We start from the raw sequence: 17,975 nt of genomic DNA, 5'->3' as shown, positions 1-17,975 counted from the left end.
CGGTTCAGCGCACCGTGACGGTGCCGGGCAGGCTCAGCGCGGCGAACCCCGAAACGTCCACACAGGACACCCCGCGCTTGTCCACGATGACCAGCAGCACGCCTTCGCAGTGGCTGCACCGGGCCACGATGCCGGGTGCGTCGACGTAGACGTGGACTTCGGCCAGCGGTCCGCTCGCGCCGCAGTGGGCGCAGGTGCCGTCGGCGGCGGTCATCTCCTCGCCGAAGACGGTGCGGAGCGTGCCGGCGATCGCGTTGCCGTCGAGCATGGTCATCACGTCCCTTCGGGTTGACCGGAAGCTACACCCCGCGGAGTGCGTTCGGGGGCCGGGTGAAAAGCCGGGTGGTCGCCGGGTTGCGGGAGCCCCGTACCCAGCGCGTCCCGCAGCACGGCGGTCGCCTGGGCGATCGCGCCCCGGCAGGCGCGGGTGCCGGCCAGGGAGTTGAGCACCATGAAGTCGTGGATGACGCCCGCGTAGCGGACGGTGGTGGTGCGGACGCGGGCCGCGCGCAGCTTCGCCGCGTAGGTCTCGCCTTCGTCGCGCAGCACGTCGGCCTCGGCGACGAGCACGAAGGCCGGCGGCAGGCCCGCGAGCTGCTCGCGCGTCGCCCGGTTGGGCGAGGCCGTGATCTCGGCGCGCCGGCCGGCGTCGGGCGCGTAGGCGTCCCAGAACCACTGCATCGCCGTGCGGGTGAGGGAGAAGCCGGTCGCGAACTCGGCGTAGGAGCCGGTGTCCATCGCGGCGTCGGTGACCGGGTAGTACAGCGATTGGTGGACGAAGCGGACGTCGCCGCGGTCCTTGGCCAGCAGGGTGAGCGCGGTGGCCAGCGCGCCGCCCGCGGAGTCGCCGGCCACGGCCAGGCGGGCCGCGTCGAGGCCGTGTTCCGCGCCGTGGGCCGTGAGCCACTGCGCTGCCGCGTAACCTTGCTCGAGGGCGACGGGGTACCGCGCTTCGGGTGCGGGCGTGTATTCCACGAACGCGACGGCCGCGCGGGCGCCGGTGGCGAGCTCGCGCACGAGGCGGTCGTGGGTGCGGGCGTCGCCGAGGATCCAGCCGCCGTCGTGCAGGTACACGACGACGGGCAGGGTGCCGGTCGCGCCGGCGGGCCGGACGAGCCGCACCCGCACGTCGCCGACCGCGGCGGGCACGGTCACCCACTGCTCGGCCACGTCGGGCTTCGCGATCGGTCCCGACTGCAGGTCGACCAGCACCTTGCGGGCGGCCTCCGGGCCCAGCTCGGACAGGAACGGCGGAGCCGACGCGGCGTCGGCCACCGCCGCGGCCTCCGGCTCCAGGACGACCGCGGGCATGCGCGTGCTCCTTCCTCGCTGCGAACGTCTTCGACGATGGCAGTGCGACCGCGGACGAACACCTGTCGAAGCCCCGGGTCCTGCCCCGGGCGTTGGGCGCCGGCCCGGGTTTCGGGCACCCGGGGGTGTCACGGGTCCGGCCGGAGGCGGGTGTGGTGCCCACTGGACTGAGGCAACCGGCGCGGACCGGGCCGCGGGGAACGGACCCGGGACCGGGCGCCGACGACGTCGTGAGCAGGTGAGTCCGATGACTCTGGTTCCACTGGCTTTGCACGCCCGGGACATCCCGGTCCTGGGCGGCGCCGTCACGGAGGCGGACCTCGCCTACGGGCACCTGGCTCAGCTCGATCCCGTGCTGCGGTCGCTCGTCGAGCGCTTCGGCCACCCGGACCCGTTCGGGCGCCGCGAGGAAGCGGGCTCGGGCGACCACTTCTCGGCGGTGGTCCGGTACGTCACGCTCCGCCCGTTGCACGCGCCCTCGACGTCGATCCTCTACGCCCGCCTCCGCCGCGCCACGCGCGGCCACCCCTCGGCGGCGCGAGTCGTCGCCCTCGGCGTCCCGCGGCTGACGGCCCTCGGCCTGCCCGCCGACGACGCCGCCCACGTCGTGCGCCTCGCCCTCGCCCAGCTCTCGGGTGAGGTGGACCTGGCCACCGTGGCAGGCCGCAACGACCGCCAGGTCCGCGAACTCCTCGCCGGCTACGGGTTTTCGCGCCGCGTCGCCGACCTGTTCCTGATCCGCCGCCTCGGCCGCCCTGATGTGCTGCCCGCCGACGACCCCGCGCTCGCCCAGGTCGTCCCGGGCCTCTGGCCCGGGCCCCTCGACGTGGTCGGCCTGGCGTGGGCGCCCTACCGCACCTACGCGGCCGCGCTGCTGCAGGCACTCGCGCGGGAGCCGGCTCTCACCGACGGGAGCCCCCGATGACAGCCCCACCCGGCAGCGACGCCGTCAGCCGCATTCCGGAGGTCGCCATCCCGCTGCACACGCCGTGGACGCAGGTCGCACCCTGCGCGGTCTGCCGGCACGCCACCGAGCAGACCTTCGTGCACCGCAACGCCTCCGCCACGCGCTTCGCCGCCCGCTGCCTGCCCTGCGGCACCTGGAACGTCGTCACGGCCGCCTGGGCCTGGGCGAGCGAGGACGTGCTCCCGATCCTGTCGACGTCGAGGCGGGAGCGCTGATCCCGGGCCCGGCCCCGTGCCCGGGATGCGGGCCTGACCGGACGGACCAGCTGCCCGGCAATGCGGCGGCCGGGTGGCGCCGCGAGGACCGAATCGCGCTCGGCAGCGGCTGACCTGGTGCGAGGTTAAGCAGGAATGAGGCGCGATCGCTGACCGCTCGAGGCTCCGGAGACCGACCCTCGCTGAAGTCTGCGCAGACACTCACAGCGCGCCGATCGAGCCGCCGGATCGGTTGTCTTGCGGAGGCGTAGCGCTCCGGCGGCTCGCACGCCGCGCAGTCGGTCGAGCCGCGGCTAATCGCCTCGCAGAGGTGAAATGGTTGCAGTGCGGAGTGGCGACCGGCCTCGCCCACCGGACCACTCAGCCGCCCGGCAACGCGGTGGCCAGGCGCCGCCGCGAGGTGACGCCGAGTTTTGCGTAGATGCGGCTCAGGTGCCATTCCACCGTGCGCGGGCTGAGCACGAGCCGGGCGGCGATTTCGTGGTTGGTGTGGCCGTCGGCGGCCAGGCGGGCGATGTGGGTTTCTTGCGCGGTCAGCGCGCCGGGCGCCTCGCCGGCGGGTTCGCCGGTGGCGAGGAGTTCGTGGTGGGCCCGGGTGGCGAAACCGTCGGCGCGCAGGTGGGTGAACGCGTCGAGCGCGGGCCGCAGCGAGGCGCGGGCGTCGACGCGGTGGTTGGCGCGGCGGAGCCACTCGCCGTGGACGAGGTGGGTGCGGGCGAGCCACAGGGGTTGCCCGCTGCGTTCGAGGTGCGTCACGGCTTCCCGGTACAGCGCGTCGGCCGTCGCGCCGGTGCTGAGGAGGGCCCGGGAGCGGGCGGCGAGGCCGAGGGCGAGCGCGGTGCCGCTCGCGCAGGCGCGTTCGACGAGCCGGTCCAGCGCGTCGCCGGCGATGGCTTCTTCGCCGCAGCGCGCGGCGGCTTCCACGACCTCCGCCAGCGCCAGGCCGAGGATGCCCAGGTCGTCGTCGTACTCCGCGGCCGAACGGGCGGCGGCCAGCGCGGCCGGGTAGCGGCCGAGGCTGTTGTACAGCAGCGCCGTCGCGTAGTGGACCACGCGCACGGCCTGCACCTGGCCGCATTCGGCGGCGCCCTCGCGCACCAGGTCCATCGCCAGCACCTCGTCCCCGCGGTACGCGGCGAGGTACGGCTCGCTGTAGCGCCACGGCACCGCGCCCGTCACGTTCGTGATGGAGTCGGCCTCGTCGAGGGCGGCGGCCGCGGCGTCGGGGCAACCGGCCGCGGCGGCCAGACGCGCGTAGAAGCACAACGCCCGCGGCAGCATCGTCAGCATGCCCTCCGCGCGCGCCAGCTCCACTTGCCGCTCGGCCAGGCGCACGCCGCTCTCGGCGTCGAACAGGTCGTTGGCGACCTGCGCCCCGAACCACAACCAGCGCAGGTTGGCGCGGCCGGTGTCGTCGAGCAGCCTGCGCACGGCTTCCCGCAGCGTCGGTACGGCCGCGCGGTAACCCTCGGTGAAACGCAGCACGAGCCCGTCGAGCAGCAGGTCGACGGCCCGTGGCACGCCCGGCGCGGGCGGCGCCGCTTTCGCGGCCCGCGCGGTCACCCGGGCGGGGCTGTCGTCGCCGAGGCACGGACGGCTGGTGAAGATCGCGCGACCCAGCGCGTCGACGTACGTCTCGCGGGCCAGCGCCGGGTCGAGGGTCGCGAGGTGCTGCGCCGCCGACAGCAGCTGCGGCAGGGCTTCGGTGCCCTGTACCTCCAGAGCGATCCGTGCGCACATTCGCGCCACCCGCGCCCGCCGCAGTTCGTCGAGGGGCGTGGCGCGGGCGACGACCACCAGGTCCGACGCCGCACCCGGCGCACCCGCGTCGAGTTTGGCTTGCGCTGCGCAGAGGACGCGGTCGATCCGCCGCCCCGGCTCGGGCGTCAGCTCCGCCGCGAGCGTCAGGAACGACGCGGCCGCCGCGACGCCCCACCGCGCGCGGGCCCGCGCGGCGGACCGTTCGAGCTCACCGGCGAGCGCCTCGTCCGGCGCGACGGCCGCGTGCGCACGGTGCCACAACCGCTGTTCCGGGTCGCCGCACCTGCCGATGGCAGCCACCAGCGCTTGGTGCGCCTGCCGGCGTTTGCACAGCGGCGCCGAACGGTAGAGCGCCGAACGCACGAGCGGCCGCCGGAACAGCACCCGTTCGCCGATGCTCAGCAGGCCCGTCGCCGCGACGAGCTCGAGTCCGAGCCCGAGGTGGTCCGCGGCCCGCCGCAGCAGGACCGGGTCGCCCTCGGGTTCGGCGGCGGCGATCAGCAGCAGCAACCGCGCCGGCTCCCGCAGCTCACGCAACCGGGCCAGCAGGCGGCGTTCGACGCGGGTGAGCTCCGGGCCGGCGTCGACGAGCCCCAACCCGCCCGCGACCGCGGCGGGGGACACGCCGCGGTAGAGCTCCAGCAGTGCCAACGGGTTCCCGCGCGCTTCGGCGACGATCCGGGCCCTGATCCGTTCGTCGAGCCGGGCCGGCAGCACCGTCGCGAGCAGCGCCCGGGCGGCTTCGTCGGCGAGCCCTTCGAGCCGTAGCTCCGCGACCCCGGCGAGCGCGTCGGCGGCGGCCCGTCCGCGCACGGCCACCACGAGCGCGACCGGCGCGGCCGGGCACCGGCGCGCTACGAACGCCAGGATCTCCAGCGACGCCCGGTCAAGCCACTGGGCGTGGTCGACGACGCACGCCAGCGGACCGTCCACAGCGGACTCCCGCAGCAGCGTCATCACCGCCTGCGCCAGGAGAAGCCGGTTCGGCGGCGGGCCGTCGGCGAGTCCGAACGCGACCCGCAGCGCCGCGTGCTGCGGGTCCGGCAGCAGGGGCAGCCGTTCCAGCAGCCCGGCGCACAGCTGGTGCAGCCCGGCGTAGGGGAACGCCGACTCGCACTCGGCGCCGCGGACCTGGGTCACGCGCAGGTCCGTGGCACCGGCGAGGGCGGCGGAGATCAGCGCCGTTTTGCCGATCCCCGGCTCGCCGCGCACGAGAAGCGCACCGCCGCGGCCTTCCCGAGCGCCGGCGAGCAGCGCTTCGAGCGTGCGGAGTTCACGCTCGCGGCCGCGCAGCCGCGGCGCCGGCCCGCCGTCACCCGGCCGGGAGCTGCTGAACGACGTGGTCATGCGGTGCTCACCCGCTCGGGGTGATCGACACGAAGTCCGCGTGACGGTGCCCGGTCGGTCGATCATCCGAGGGCGCGGTTCCGCCGGCGGAACTCCCTTGTGAGAACAGCAAGTCCCGGGCCGGAACCTCGGCGCCGGCGATGATTCCGGTCGCGGCACCTCCCAGCCGGGCGGTCCGCACCCGGGCCTCACCCCGGGACCCGGTCATCACCACTCCCGGCCAGCGCCGCCCGCAGGCCGCGCCGCGACGTGATCTCGAGCTTCGCGAAGATCTTGCCGAGGTGCCATTCCACCGTGCGGGGACTGAGGAACAGCTGCGCCGCGATCTCCTGGTTGGTCTGGCCCTCGGCCGCCAGCTGGGCGATGTAGGTCTCCTGCCCGGTCAGCCGGTCGGCGAGCGCCACCGTCGGCACGCCCACCGCTTCGCCCGCGGCGACCAGCTCGCGCCGGGCGCGTTCGGCGAACCCGTCGGCCCGCACGCGCCGGAAAACCGCACGCGCTTGACGCAGCTGGACCACGGCGTCGTCGCGCCGGCGTTCGCTGCGCAGCCACTCGCCGTAGAGCAGCTGGGCGCGGGCCTGCAGCACCCCGACCTTGCTGCGCCGCAGGTGTTCGACGGCGCTGCGGTAGAGCCCGTCGGCTTCGTCGCCCTTGGCCAGCAGGGCCCGCGAGCGCGCCGCCACACCGAGCGCCATTTCGGTGCCGGTGGCGTCGGCGCGGGCCACGAGTTCCTCCATGGCCTCGGTGGCGATGCCGGTCTCGCCGCAGCGGGCGGCGGCTTCGACGCGTTCGAGCAACCCGTAGCCGTACATGCCGATGTCGTCGTGCTCCACGGCCCAGTCGGTGGCGGCCAACGCCTCGCGGTACTGCCCGAGGCTGTTGTGCAGCACGGCTGCGGCGTACTGCACGATCGGGATCACGCGGCCCTCGCCGCGCACGGTCGCGCTGTGCAAACTGGTCCGGACCAGTTGGAGCGTGCGCTCCTCCTCGCCGCGGTAGGCCGCGAGCACCGGCTCGATGTACAGCGGCGGCGGGGCTCCGGTGGCCTGGCTGATCGCGTCGGACTCCTCGAGCAGCGCGGCCGCTTCGTCGAACCGGCCCGCGTGCACGCACACGCCGGCGCGGTAGGCGAGTGCGACCGGCAGCAGCGTCAGCACGCCCTGCTCGCGCAGGATCTGCACCTGCCGGGCGGCGAGATCGTCCCACGACTGCTGGTCCCACAGGTCCAGCGCGATGCGGCCGACGAGCCCGTACCAGCGCAGCCCCGCGACTCCGGCGTCGGAGTCGCGCAGGAACTGCCGCACGGCTTCCATGAGCGCGGGCGCCGCGGCCGCGTAGCCCTCGGTGAACCGGAGCACGAGCCCGTCGAGCAGCAGGTCGACGGCGCGGGGCCGCCGGGGCGCGGGTGGGGCCGACCGCGCGGCGCGCGCCATCCCGGCCGGTCCGCTGTCCTCGGCCCACACGAGGCGCCCGGCGAACACCGCCGCCATCAGCGCTTCGAGGTAGGTCTCGCGGGCGAGCGGCGGGTCGAGGTCACGCAGGTGCTCGGCGGCCGCGAGCAGCAGCGCGGGGGCGTCGCGGCCGCGGTGCATCGCGAACGCGATCTGCGAGCGCACGAGGTCGATCCGTGCCTGCCGCACCGGTTCCGGCGGCGCGGACTGCGCCACCGCGACCAGGGCCAGCGCCGCGTCCGGCGCGCCGGCGGCGAGCTTGGCCTGCGCCGCGGCCAGCGCGCGGCGGGCGCGCACGGCCGGGTCCGGCGTGAGCTCGGTCGCGTCGGCGAGGAAGGCCGACGCCGCGGCGACCCCACCGCGGGCGCGGGCCCGCTCGGCCGTCGCCTCGAGTTCGGCGGCGATGGTCTCGTCGGGTCCGGCGGCGGCCTGGCCGCGGTGCCAGGCGCGGTGCTCGCCGTCGATGCGGGGGTCCATGGCGCCGGCGAGCGCCGCGTGCACGCGCCGTCGGTCGGCCACGCTCGCCGAGCCGTAGACGGCCGAGCGCACCAGCGGGTGGCGGAAGCGCACGCGGCGGCCGATCGTCACCAGCTCCGCGTTCTCCGCCGGCGACGCGGCGTCCACCCCCACGCCGAGGGTTTCGGCGGCCCGCCACAAGAGCGTCGCCTCGCCCACCGGGTCGGCGGCCGCGATGAGCAGCAGGAGCCGGGTGGCCGCGGGCAGTGCGGCGAGCTGGTCCGCGAAGCTGCGTTCGATGCGGCCCGACAGCGCCCGCGCGTCGCCGACGAGCCCGTAGCCGCCGCCCAGCTCGGCCGGGCTCGCCGCGTGGGGCAGCTCCAGCAGCGCCAGCGGGTTGCCGCGGGCTTCGGCGAGGATGCGCTCGCGCACCCGTTCGTCCATGGGGCCGGGCATCGCGGACGCGAGCAGGGTGCGCGAATCGCGGTCGTCGAGCCCGGTCAGCACGAGCTCCGGCAGCCGGCCCAGCACCGTGAGCGCCGAAGTCTCCTCACCCTCGCGCACCGCGAAGACCATCGCGATGGGGTCGGCCCGCAGCCGCCGCGCCACGATCGACAGCGTCTGCACCGACGCGCTGTCGAGCCACTGCACGTCGTCGACCACGCAGACGAGCGGGTTCTTCGCGGCGGCGTCGGCCAGCAGCGTCAGCGCGGCGAGCCCGACGAGGAACCGGTCCGGCGGGCTGCCCGGCTCCAGCCCGAACGCGGTGGTCAGCGCGGCGCGTTGCGGCGCCGGCAGCCGGTCGAGCCCGCCGAGGTGCGGCGCGCACACCTGGTGCAGGCCGGCGAACGCCAGCTCCGCCTCGGACTCCGCACCCGCGAGGTGCGACACCTGCAGATCCGCGGCCTGCGTGACGACGTGGTTCAGCAGCGCCGTCTTGCCGACGCCCGCCTCGCCGCGCACGACGAGCACCGAGCTGTGGCCTTGACGCACTTCGGCGAGCAACCCGTCGAGCAGCCCGAGCTCGCGGGCGCGCCCGAGGAGGACCGGGCCGGGGTCGTCGCTCACCTCCGGCTCTCCTCGCCGCTGATTTCCTGCGTTTCGAACAGCATTTCCCCCACTCGACCGGAAATGGCGGGTCCTCGGCGATCCGCCGCCTTTTCACCTGAGTGAGGCGAGCCTAATACACCACGGTGGGCCGCCGTCAGGTGATCACGAGACACCGGGTCCTCAGATCCGGACACGGTGTAGTGCTACCAGGTAGCAGGCCTTGCAGCTAGCTGGAAACCGTCTGTCAGGCAAATTGAGCGGGGTCCGCTCAACCGGAGCGGCGGATCTGCGTCCACGGGTTGTGAAATCGGCCGGGGAATAGTCGGGGCTCATTCCCGGGAGCCCGTTGCGGTCACGGAAATCGGCTCGGCGGTCACCGGCCCGACCAGGTGGGCGGGCGCTTCCCGAGGAACGCCGCGACTCCCTCGGCGCGGTCGGCCGTCTCGTCGACGCGCCGCGCGGCTTCCGCGGTGAGGTCCCAGCCGCGCTGCTCTTCACCGTCGACCAGGGCGGCCACGGCGTGCAGGGACTCCGCGACCGAGACCGGTGCGTTGGCGACGATCTGCTCGGCCAGCCGCAGTGCCGCGGGCTCGGTCTCGCCGGGTTCGGTCAGCTCGTTGACCAAGCCCAGGGTGTACGCGCGCTCGGCCGTCAGCGGCTGTCCGGTGAGCAGCAGCTGCTTCGCGATGTTCACCGGCAGCGCGCGCTGGGTGCGGAACAGCGCCCCGCAGTCGGCGACGACACCCAGCGACACCTCCGGCAGCGCGAACTTCGCCGTGCGCGCGGCGACCACGAGGTCGCAGGACAGCACGATCTCGAACCCGCCGCCGTACGCGAAGCCTTCGACGGCGGCGATCAGCGGCGTCCGGCGCTCGCGCCTGACCACGCCGTAGCTGCCGCCGCGCGGGGTCGGTTCGCCGCGCCCGTCGTTGAGGTCGGTGCCGGCGCTGAACGCCTGCGGGGTGTCGCACAGCACGCCCGCCCACAGGTCCGGGTCGTCCTCGAGTTCGTTGAGCGCCGCGTCGAGCCCGGCGGTCGTCGCCGCGTCGACGGCGTTGCGCTTCTCGGGCCGGTTCAGCCGCACGACGAGGATCCGTCCGTGCCGCCGGGTGTCCACCGTCATGTCCGCGCCTCCCACTCAGTCATCGCACCGCGTTGCCGACATCTTCCCGGTCCGGCGGAAAGTGCGCCACAGAATCGGTGTGGCGCACTTTCCGGGACAATTCACGGTGGACTGGAGGTGGTCCCGGGGAAATCAGTCCCGCATGAGCCAGTAGTGCACGGTGCCCTTGTCGTCGATCGTGACGGGTTCGCAGTGCGTGGTTTCGTTCGGGTGCTCGACCAGGTGGATCGCGCGGGCGGCCTGGCACGCCGGCTCGTTCGCGTACGACGCGATCGGCGTCGAAGCCGAGGCGGTGGCGGTGCCGGCGAGCAGCAGCGCGCCCGCGATGAGGCCGCTGGTCGCGGCCTTCCTGACCTTGCTCGTGAGGTGCACGGGATCTCCAGTGTCGAAGATTGCCTTCGGTCCTGGTGATCATCACACGGAATCGCCGGTATTCGGCCGGCTTCCGCGAAGCGGCGTGAAGAGCGGGAAACAAAAGTGCCTTTCCTGGCGAGGAGCTATTCACGCAAAGCCGACCGGCGAATCTTGCCGGTGACCGTTTTGGGGAGTTCTTCGGCGTATTCGACGATGCGGGGATACGCGTGGCGCCCGACTTCGCGGCGGACGAGGTCCTGCAGCGCGGCGGTGAGGCCGGCGGTGGGCACCACGCCGGGGGCGGGGACGACGACGGCGCGCACCACCGAGCCGCGGTTCGGGTCGGTGGCCGCGACGGCGGCGGCTTCGAGCACGGACGGGTGCGCCGTCAGCACGGCCTCGACCTCGCCGGGGCCGACGTTGTAGCCGGCGGTGACGATGACGTCGTCGTCGCGGCCGACGAAGTGCCAGCGGCCGGCGTCGTCGCGGCGCACGACGTCCATGGTGCGGAACCAATCGCCGTCGACGAGGCGGGAGCGCCACAGATCGGGAGCGTTCGCGTAGGTCGCGCTCAGCTGGAACGGCGGGCGCCGGAACACGATCTCGCCCTGGCCCGGACCGCTGATCACCTCGCCGGTCTGCGTGAGCAGGCGTGCTTCCCACCCGGGGACGACGGCGGACAGCGAGCCCGGCGCGAGGTGCGCGTCGTCGGCCGCGAGGTTTGCGACCATCATGCCGAGATCCGTCTGGCCGTAACCGTCGCGGATGGGCGCGCCCGTGAGCTGCCGCCACGCGTCGGCCGTCGCCGCGTCCAGGGGCTCGCCGGCGCTGATCGCGGAGCGGATCGATCGCGCCACCCCGCGCTCGCGCGCCGCCGCGACGAGCCGTCGGTACGCCGTCGGCACCGAGGTGACGCACGTGACCCGCTCCTGCTCGATGACGTCTAGCCAGGCGTTCGCGTCGAAGTCGCCCGTGTACATCACACGCGTGAGGCCGCGGACCATCGGCGCCGCGCCGGTGCTCATCAGGCCGAACGACCACGCCGGATCCGTGGTGGTGAACAGGATGTCACCGGGTCCCGCCGCGACGCTGTGGTCGAACCAGGGGAGCAGCGCGAGCACGCCGGAGTGGGGGATCACGCACCCCTTCGGTTCGCTCGTGGTGCCGCTGGTGAACATGACGACCGCCGGATCGTGCGCCGCGGTCGGTGCCATCGGGGTCGCCGGGTGGTCGATTTCCAGCTCCGCGAGGAAGTCGTGGTCGCCGGCCAACGGGCTCGCGCCGACGGTGAAGACGACGACGTCCCGCTTCAGGTGCGCGCGAGCAGCCTCCAGCGCGGGCCTCCACCGCGCGTCGACGACCACAGCCTCGGCGCCGGCCGAATTCAGCCGCTGCGCGACCGCCTCCGGGCCGAACCCGCAGAAGAGCGGCACGTACGTCAGCCCCGCCCGCCACGTGCCAATCGCCGCGATCCACGCCTCGACCTGTCGGCCGAGCAGCGCCGCCACCCGTGCGCCGCGGCTCAGACCCCTTGCGGTGAAAGCGTTCGCGGCCCGTTCGCCGTGCCGCGCCAGGTCGGTGTACGCGTAGCGCCGGGAGCTCCCGTCGGGCCCGCGCACGATCAACGCGACACGGCCGGGGTCGCTCGCCCAGCGTTCGCAGCACTCGTACGCGAGGTTGAACCCCTCCGCAGGGTCCTGCTCCAGCGTGCCCAGCACCCGCCGCCACTCGGCGGCGGCGTTTTCGCGCTCACCCACGCGGACCTCCTCCTCATCGAGAGTCCGACCCGGCTGACGGTAGACCGACTGATCGGTACAAGTCAATCGCCGGAGCTTGCCTAATATTGTTGCTGGAATGGGGTGACGTCCGACTGAGGCGCGTGTACCAATCGGTCCAGACTTGGGTGTCTCGGATTGCTGTCGAGAGTTTTCCGGCTTCCGGCTAGCGGGCAGCCGTGCGCGGGTTCGGCAAGGCTGGCCGCCGACAACCGGGTCTCCTGCGACGCGCGGCAGCACTGGCCCGAGCTGAACGGGGCACCCGCCGGCTGGCCGTACGCGCCGTTCCTGCTGTCGCCGACCGTCCTCAGCACACCAGGTCCAGACCTTCGCGCGGACCGGCGAAGGACTCAGGCGTCCACGGCAGGCCGGATGTTGGCACCCGGCCGGAAGACGTTGTCCGGGTCGTAGCCGGCCTTGATGCGGGACAGGCGGTCGAACTTGGTGGCGCCGTAGGCGGCTCGGACGCGGTCTTCGTCGTAGTCCGCCATGAAGTTCACGTAGCCGCCGGTGCTCGACGCGTGCGGGGCGAGCGCGGTCCAGAAGCGGCGTACCCAGGCGCGGTCCGTGGCGTACAGCTCCGGGTCGGGGGCCATCGTCGCGACGTTGACCGCGAACTTGGGCGCGCGGGTGCCGCCGAAGGCGGTCGCGTCGTCGGGGACGGTCGTGTACGTGTCGCGCAAGGGGAATATCGGCGTGATGGACAGCGGTGCCGACTTCTGCGGCTGGTACTCGGCGATCACGTCGAGCACCTCGTCGCTCAACGTGTCGACGTACAGCGCCTTCTCGTACGACAGCATCCCGCGCGGCGAGCCGGGGTCGATCAGCTTCTGCAGCTCGACGTAGGGGATGGGGGACACCAGCTCGAACGCCGCCGGCGGTCCACTTCGGACTTCCGCGACGACGCCCGCGTGCTGCTCCGGGCCGTCGAAGCCCGCGACGACCAGCGCGTACCCCGGCGTCTGCTGCACTTCGGGTGGGACGAACGGCGCCGGCGGCGCGTTGAGGCCGGCGATCATGGCGCCCATGCCCGGCGGCAGCGCCACGACCGTGTCGCGGATGAACCGCAGCGCCCCGGTTCCCTGCTCGATGGGCCAGAAGAACAGGCCCAGCTGCACGATCGGGCCGACGGGATGCGCGCGGAACTCGAACCGCGTCACCACGCCGAAGTTGCCGCCACCGCCGCGCAGGGCCCAGAACAGATCGGGGTGCTCGTCGGCCGAAGCGTGCCGCGCGACGCCGTCGGCGGTGACGACCTCGGCCGAGAGCAGGTTGTCCACCGTCAGGCCGTGGCGCGCGGTGAGCCAGCCGACGCCGCCGCCGAGCGTGAGCCCGCCGACCCCGGTGTCGCTGACCGTGCCACCCGGCACGGCGAGCCCCACCTGCTGGCCCGCGGCATCCACTTCGGCCCACGTGCAGCCGCCTCCGCAGTGGATCGTCCGCGCGGTCGCGTTCACGGTGATCGCGCGCAGAGCGCTCAGGTCGATCACCAGACCGTCGTCGCAAACGGCGTCTCCCCGCATGTTGTGGCCGCCGCCCTTCACGCTCACCGCGAGCCCGTGCTGCCGCGCGAACTCCAGCGCCGTCGCGACGTCCGCGGGGCCGCCGGCTTGGGCGATCAGCGCCGGGTAGCGGTCGACGCCGCCGTTCCACACCGTTCGCGCCGCGTCGTAGCCGTGGTCGGCCGGAGTCAGCACGGTGCCCGCCGACTGCCGGCGCAATGCGGTGTAGTCCTCGATCCCGAGTGTGGTCATGGCACCCCTCCGGCTCCGGAAGCGCCCAGTATCAGCCGGTCTCGGACACGGCTTCAAGCAACGAGCAGCCGGCGTGACGACCGGAACGGGCCGTGGCACAGGCATTGCGCCGAGCCGCGGGCGGCCGCCCGGATTTTTCACGGCGCGTTTTCACCGCCGGCGACGAAAAGGCCGGGCCTCGCCCGACCGGGTCAGCGCTTGATCGCCACGCCGCCCGCGATGATGCGCTGCGCGATGGTCGGCGGGCGGTAGCGCGGGCCGTCCGGCCACCAGTCGGCGACGGGCACGATGTCGGCTTCGGTTTCGCCGTTGGCGGGGACGAGCTCCAGGCCGTGGAACAGCTCCCGGATTTCTTCCTTGGTGCGCGCGGTGATGTCACGCATGGACCCGCGGTGGATGACGTCGAGGGTCTTCTGCAGGATCTCGTCGTCCTCGGAGCCGTCGCTCGGATCGATGACGTGGCTGATCACCACGAAGGAGCCGGCCGGGAGGCGGTCGATGAACTGGCCCATCACCTCGGCGGGTTTGCCGCGTTCGCCGTTGTGGTGGTGCAGTGCGGCAACGGCCAGCAGCGCGATGGGCTGCTCCCAGTCGAGCAGGTCGCGGACGTCGGGGTTCTCGAGGATGCTCTGCGGGTCGAAGATGTCGGCCAGGACGAACCGCGTGTCGCCGTTCTCCTGGAGAATTGCTTTCCCGTGCGCGGCAACCACCGGGTCGTAGTCGACGTACGCGACCTTCGCGTCTTGGTGGAGGCGCTGGACGACCTGGTGCACGTTCTCGGCGGTCGGCAGCCCGGACCCGAGGTCGAGGAACTGGCGGACGTCGGTTTCCCGGCTGATGAACCGGCACGCCCGGCTCAGGAAACTCCGGTTCTCCAGCGCGACATCCGCCACTTCCGGCATGGCCGCGCTGATCTGGGCGGCGACCGTGATGTCGATCGCGTAGGCGTGGTTCCCGCCGAGCAGATGATCGTAAACCCGGGCCACGGACGAGCGGGTGGGGTCGACTCCGACCGGTGCGTTGTCCGGGTCGAGCACGGGATCAGCCTCCAGTTCGGCGACGCTGTGACGGACGCCGTACCGAGGGTAGCGCTCCCGCGGCTGCCCCGCGCAGCCAGATCGTTTTCCTTGCCGGCTAACGGATTGCGCCTGGTTCGTCGGCGGTCTCGGGCAGGATCACGCCGTCCTCGAGGACGTTCGCGCCCGGGATCTCCTGGAGGAAGATCGCCAGGCTTTCCTTGCTGTCCCCGGTGATTTCGCTCCACGCGTCCGCGATCCCGTGGATGAGCTTCGCCCTGACCTCGGCCGATCGGCCGTCCCGGATCAGCCCGACCATCCGCGCCCCGTCGACCGGTTCCCCGGCCACGAAAATGCTGCCCTTCGGGACCTCCGTGAAGGAGCAGTGCACGTAGGCAGCGGGTGCGCCGGTGACCTCGCTGTGGATCCGGGTCGCCGCCGCCGCGATTTCGGCCTTGTGCTCGAGAGTCGCGCCGCCGGCCGGAACGGTGAATTGGTAGAAGGGCATCCGGTCACCTCCGCGTGAGTGAGACTCAAATCGAGTCTGACCCTAGCCGGGCCGGCTCACGGCCACAACCTAGTTAGACTCGAAAAGTGTCCTACGCTGGTGGGGTGAAGCACGACGACTTGGGAGACCTCTACTGCTCAGTCGCCCGCACCTGGGCGGTGATCGGCGAGCGGTGGACGATGATGATCCTGCGCGAGTGCTTCCGCGGTCATCGCCGCTACGACCACTTCCGCGAGAAGCTCAGCCTCGGCAGCAACGTGCTCACCGACCGGCTGCGAGTCCTCGTGGAGGAGGGGATCCTCGAACGCGTGCAGTACCAGGACCACCCCGCCCGCTACGAGTACCGGGTCACCCCCAAGGGCGCCGATCTCTACCCGGTCCTGGTGTCGCTCATGGCATGGGGGGACAAGTACGAGAACGACGTCCCGCCGGTCCGCCTGATCCACCGTGGCTGCGGGCACCCGGCCGAGCCGCGACTGACGTGCGCGCACTGCTCCGAGCCGGTGTCCTGGCACGACTTGACCGCCGAATTCGAGCCGGACGCGTGGTGAAGCACGACGAGCACGGGCCGGGCCCGCGCCGCAGCGCGCCGCGAGCCCGGCCGGGCTGTCAGGCGTCGATCGGGCTGAGGACGAAGATCGGCATCTTGCGGGTCGTCTTCTTCTGGTACTCGGCGTAATCCGGCCAGGCCACGACGGCGCGGTCGAACCAGGTGGCGTACTCGTCGTCGTGCACTTCGCGCGCCTGGTAGTCCTTTTTGGTCGGACCGTCCTGGAGTTCGACGTGCGGGTTGGCGACGATGTTGTAGTACCAGACGGGGTTCTTGGGTGCGCCCCCCAGTGAAGCGACGACCGCGTATTCGCCGTTGTGCTCGACGCGCATGAGCGGCGTCTTGCGGAGCTTGCCGGTCTTGGCGCCGACCGAGGTCATCACGATGACGGGCGCGCCCTGGTTGTCCGTGCCCTCGAGTCCGCCCGATTTTTCGATGAGCTCCGCCTGGTCGCGCGAGAAGTCGAAGGGGCTCGGCTGGTATTCGCCGGTCAGCGGCATGTCCGCACCTTCCGTGGGTGTTCGTTCCTGATGTAAGCGGACTATACCCCGCTTCGCTCGGAGTGTGCCTTCCCCGGGGGAGTGATCAAGAAATGCGCTCCACCGCCCCGTCGAGCTCGTGGACGTGCCGCGCGGGACGCCGGTCGATGGCCAGGCTGAGCAGCTCGGGCCGCGCGTAGTGCCCGCGCAAGTCCATCTGCAGCTTGCGCTTGTCGATCAACGCGAAGTCGAGGCCGGCGATCACCTCTCCCTCGCCTTCGCGCAGCGGTTCGCCGAGGAGCTCACCCGACGGCGAGACGATCGCGGTGAAACACCCGCCGGAGATCGGGCCGGTCGGGCATCCGGTGTCCTGCCCGATCCGGGTCTGCTGATCGGCGTCGAGCCACGCGGTGGCGTTGACGACGAAACACGCCGATTCCAGGGCGTGCTGGCGGATGCTGACCTCCATTTGCTCGGCGAACAGGTCGCCGGAGAAGGAACCTGGGTACATCGCCGAGTGGATCTGCTCGCCGTCGGCGATGAGGGCATAGCGGGCGAGCGGGTTGTAGTGCTCCCAGCACGCGAGCTGGCCGACACGTCCGACCGCGCTGTCGACGGCGTGCAAGCCGGATCCGTCGCCCTGGCCCCAGATGATCCGCTCGTGGTAGGTCGGGGAGATCTTGCGGCGGTGCTGGAGCAGGGTTCCGTCGGCGTCGAAGAGGAGCTGGGCGTTGTAGATGGTGCCGCCGTGGCGCTCGTTGACACCGATCGAGACGACCACGCCGGCCTGCCGGCACGCCTCGCCGATCGCCTCGGTCGTCGCCGACGGCACGGTGACCGACTGCTCCAGGAGGCGCTGGTGCTCGGCGCCCATCCGGTAGGGCGGCTGGACGAACGAGAAGTACGGGTAGTACGGGATCACCGTCTCGGGGAACGTGGCGAACTGGACGCCCTTGCCGCCGAGCTCGGCGATTTTCCGGACGACCTTGTCCACGGTGCCTTCACGGCTGTAGAGGACGGGGCTGAGTTGCACCGCGGCCGCGGTGACGATCGTCATGGTCGTGGGTTCTCCTTCTCGCGCCTGGAAGCCGGCGCATCACTGGCTACTATTGATGGTAGCCAGTCTGACTATGTACGATAGTAGCCAGACGGAGTGAGGTCAGGAGGAGCGATGCCGGTCACGTTCGAAGGTCCGCTCGCCGATCGCGGTGCGTGGCAGCTGGCGAACGACAGCTGCTCCGTCGCGATGGCGATGGACGCCATCGGCACGCGCTCGACCATGCTGGTGCTGCGGGAAGCGCTTTACGGAACGACCCGCTTCGACGACTTCGTGCGGCGGACCCACAGCACCGACGCGATCGTCGCGGCCCGGCTCAAGCTGCTCACCGAACTCGGTGTGCTCGTGAAGGAGCCGTACCGCGAGCCGGGGGTGCGCACGCGGTTCGAGTACCACCTCACCGACCGCGGCAAGGACCTGCTCCCGGTCGTGTTCGGCTTGATGCAGTGGGGCAACGCGCACCTGCAGGCCGACGACGGACCGTTCCGCCTGTCCGACCGCGCCACGGGCGAGCCCGTGGTGATCACAGCGACCACCGCGTCGGGCAAAACCGTGGCCCTGGACGACGTGGTCCTCACGGCGAACGGGGACTGGGCCGAGCAGGATCACTGACTGCGGCGTCGTTTTCCTTGGGGCCACGGTAAATCATTCCGTTGGCAATCCCGCCACGGTGCCCGCATGGCCAGAACTGCTTGTTGCCCGGCACATTGTGGACGACCGACGACCGTCGTTGGCCTCGTCGCGGTAGTGAGTCCAACGCTCGGTGGTGCTGGGATTCAGCTCTGAAATCGCTGAGTGCCG

Annotated in this window: 16 protein-coding genes; 4 read left to right on the top strand and 12 right to left on the bottom strand. The window is 72.3% G+C overall.

The genetic code is table 11. The features are described 5' to 3' along the window. Positions 1-4 precede the first annotated feature (4 nt). The gene (locus ACIA77_RS39475; RefSeq protein ID WP_395891249.1) at positions 5-274 is read right to left on the bottom strand and encodes a DUF6510 family protein; all 270 of its coding nucleotides are present in this window, start codon (positions 272-274) and stop codon (positions 5-7) included. Then, a complete protein-coding gene (locus ACIA77_RS39470) occupies positions 274-1,311 on the bottom strand; it encodes an alpha/beta hydrolase fold domain-containing protein (RefSeq protein WP_395891248.1) in 1,038 nt (345 codons plus the stop codon). The genes ACIA77_RS39475 and ACIA77_RS39470 overlap by 1 nt, the downstream gene beginning before the upstream one ends. Positions 1,312-1,558: 247 nt before the next feature. Here ACIA77_RS39470 and ACIA77_RS39465 point away from each other — a divergent pair, with 247 nt between their 5' ends. Together ACIA77_RS39465 and ACIA77_RS39460 are read left to right on the top strand one after the other, a co-directional pair. Continuing rightward, a complete protein-coding gene (locus ACIA77_RS39465; protein WP_395891247.1) occupies positions 1,559-2,236 on the top strand; it encodes a hypothetical protein in 678 nt (225 codons plus the stop codon). Then, positions 2,233-2,493, top strand: coding sequence for a hypothetical protein (locus ACIA77_RS39460; RefSeq protein ID WP_395891246.1), 261 nt, complete (start codon positions 2,233-2,235; stop codon positions 2,491-2,493). The genes ACIA77_RS39465 and ACIA77_RS39460 overlap by 4 nt, the downstream gene beginning before the upstream one ends. Positions 2,494-2,853: 360 nt before the next feature. Here ACIA77_RS39460 and ACIA77_RS39455 read toward each other — a convergent pair whose 3' ends face one another. The 8 genes from ACIA77_RS39455 to ACIA77_RS39420 all read right to left on the bottom strand — a co-directional run bounded on the left by ACIA77_RS39455 (position 2,854) and on the right by ACIA77_RS39420 (position 15,088). Beyond that, a complete protein-coding gene (locus ACIA77_RS39455) occupies positions 2,854-5,601 on the bottom strand; it encodes an AAA family ATPase (RefSeq protein WP_395891245.1) in 2,748 nt (915 codons plus the stop codon). A gap of 188 nt (positions 5,602-5,789) precedes the next feature. After that, complete coding sequence (locus ACIA77_RS39450; protein ID WP_395891244.1) at positions 5,790-8,576, bottom strand: AAA family ATPase; 2,787 nt, start codon at positions 8,574-8,576, stop codon at positions 5,790-5,792. 355 nt (positions 8,577-8,931) lie between these two features. After that, on the bottom strand, positions 8,932-9,681 hold the full coding sequence (locus ACIA77_RS39445; protein WP_395891243.1) for an enoyl-CoA hydratase-related protein: 750 nt from the start codon (positions 9,679-9,681) through the stop codon (positions 8,932-8,934). Positions 9,682-9,813: 132 nt separating this feature from the next. Then, positions 9,814-10,053: a hypothetical protein gene (locus ACIA77_RS39440; RefSeq protein WP_395891242.1), complete on the bottom strand. Its 240-nt coding sequence runs from the start codon at positions 10,051-10,053 to the stop codon at positions 9,814-9,816. A 125-nt stretch (positions 10,054-10,178) separates the two neighbouring features. Continuing rightward, positions 10,179-11,792 carry an acyl-CoA synthetase gene (locus ACIA77_RS39435; RefSeq protein WP_395891241.1) on the bottom strand — a complete coding sequence of 538 codons (1,614 nt, stop codon included), beginning with the start codon at positions 11,790-11,792 and terminating at the stop codon, positions 10,179-10,181. Positions 11,793-12,160: 368 nt separating this feature from the next. Further along, positions 12,161-13,564 (bottom strand): FAD-binding oxidoreductase, encoded by a 1,404-nt coding sequence (locus ACIA77_RS39430; RefSeq protein WP_395891240.1) that lies wholly within the window; start codon positions 13,562-13,564, stop codon positions 12,161-12,163. Positions 13,565-13,755: 191 nt separating this feature from the next. After that, positions 13,756-14,601, bottom strand: coding sequence for an SAM-dependent methyltransferase (locus tag ACIA77_RS39425; protein ID WP_395891239.1), 846 nt, complete (start codon positions 14,599-14,601; stop codon positions 13,756-13,758). 97 nt (positions 14,602-14,698) lie between these two features. Further along, positions 14,699-15,088 carry a 4-oxalocrotonate tautomerase family protein gene (locus ACIA77_RS39420; protein ID WP_395891238.1) on the bottom strand — a complete coding sequence of 130 codons (390 nt, stop codon included), beginning with the start codon at positions 15,086-15,088 and terminating at the stop codon, positions 14,699-14,701. A gap of 86 nt (positions 15,089-15,174) precedes the next feature. Here ACIA77_RS39420 and ACIA77_RS39415 point away from each other — a divergent pair, with 86 nt between their 5' ends. Continuing rightward, a complete protein-coding gene (locus ACIA77_RS39415) occupies positions 15,175-15,639 on the top strand; it encodes a winged helix-turn-helix transcriptional regulator (RefSeq protein WP_395891237.1) in 465 nt (154 codons plus the stop codon). Positions 15,640-15,697: 58 nt separating this feature from the next. On the opposite strand, the gene ACIA77_RS39410 is transcribed toward ACIA77_RS39415, so the two are convergent. Further along, a complete protein-coding gene (locus ACIA77_RS39410) occupies positions 15,698-16,138 on the bottom strand; it encodes a nitroreductase family deazaflavin-dependent oxidoreductase (protein WP_395891236.1) in 441 nt (146 codons plus the stop codon). Positions 16,139-16,223: 85 nt separating this feature from the next. Next, positions 16,224-17,174: a nitrilase-related carbon-nitrogen hydrolase gene (locus ACIA77_RS39405; protein ID WP_395891235.1), complete on the bottom strand. Its 951-nt coding sequence runs from the start codon at positions 17,172-17,174 to the stop codon at positions 16,224-16,226. A gap of 114 nt (positions 17,175-17,288) precedes the next feature. On the opposite strand from ACIA77_RS39405, the gene ACIA77_RS39400 reads away from it, so the two are divergent. Continuing rightward, positions 17,289-17,786 carry a winged helix-turn-helix transcriptional regulator gene (locus ACIA77_RS39400; protein ID WP_395891234.1) on the top strand — a complete coding sequence of 166 codons (498 nt, stop codon included), beginning with the start codon at positions 17,289-17,291 and terminating at the stop codon, positions 17,784-17,786. Positions 17,787-17,975 lie beyond the last annotated feature (189 nt).

Source organism: Amycolatopsis sp. NPDC051903, assembly GCF_044452505.1.
Classification (GTDB): Bacteria; Actinomycetota; Actinomycetes; order Mycobacteriales; family Pseudonocardiaceae; genus Amycolatopsis.
Note: the sequence above shows the minus strand (reverse complement) of the source record. Positions and strands in the feature narration are given on the sequence as shown.

Excerpts from the sequence above, each read along its gene's own strand:
- ACIA77_RS39410 (WP_395891236.1), bottom strand. The coding sequence starts at position 16,138 with ATGCCGCTGACCGGCGAATACCAGCCGAGCCCCTTCGACTTCTCGCGC.
- ACIA77_RS39465 (WP_395891247.1), top strand. The coding sequence starts at position 1,559 with ATGACTCTGGTTCCACTGGCTTTGCACGCCCGGGACATCCCGGTCCTG.
- ACIA77_RS39470 (WP_395891248.1), bottom strand. The coding sequence starts at position 1,311 with ATGCCCGCGGTCGTCCTGGAGCCGGAGGCCGCGGCGGTGGCCGACGCC.
- ACIA77_RS39475 (WP_395891249.1), bottom strand. The coding sequence starts at position 274 with ATGACCATGCTCGACGGCAACGCGATCGCCGGCACGCTCCGCACCGTC.
- ACIA77_RS39405 (WP_395891235.1), bottom strand. The coding sequence starts at position 17,174 with ATGACGATCGTCACCGCGGCCGCGGTGCAACTCAGCCCCGTCCTCTAC.
- ACIA77_RS39445 (WP_395891243.1), bottom strand. The coding sequence starts at position 9,681 with ATGACGGTGGACACCCGGCGGCACGGACGGATCCTCGTCGTGCGGCTG.
- ACIA77_RS39430 (WP_395891240.1), bottom strand. The coding sequence starts at position 13,564 with ATGACCACACTCGGGATCGAGGACTACACCGCATTGCGCCGGCAGTCG.
- ACIA77_RS39420 (WP_395891238.1), bottom strand. The coding sequence starts at position 15,088 with ATGCCCTTCTACCAATTCACCGTTCCGGCCGGCGGCGCGACTCTCGAG.
- ACIA77_RS39400 (WP_395891234.1), top strand. The coding sequence starts at position 17,289 with ATGCCGGTCACGTTCGAAGGTCCGCTCGCCGATCGCGGTGCGTGGCAG.
- ACIA77_RS39460 (WP_395891246.1), top strand. The coding sequence starts at position 2,233 with ATGACAGCCCCACCCGGCAGCGACGCCGTCAGCCGCATTCCGGAGGTC.
- ACIA77_RS39455 (WP_395891245.1), bottom strand. The coding sequence starts at position 5,601 with ATGACCACGTCGTTCAGCAGCTCCCGGCCGGGTGACGGCGGGCCGGCG.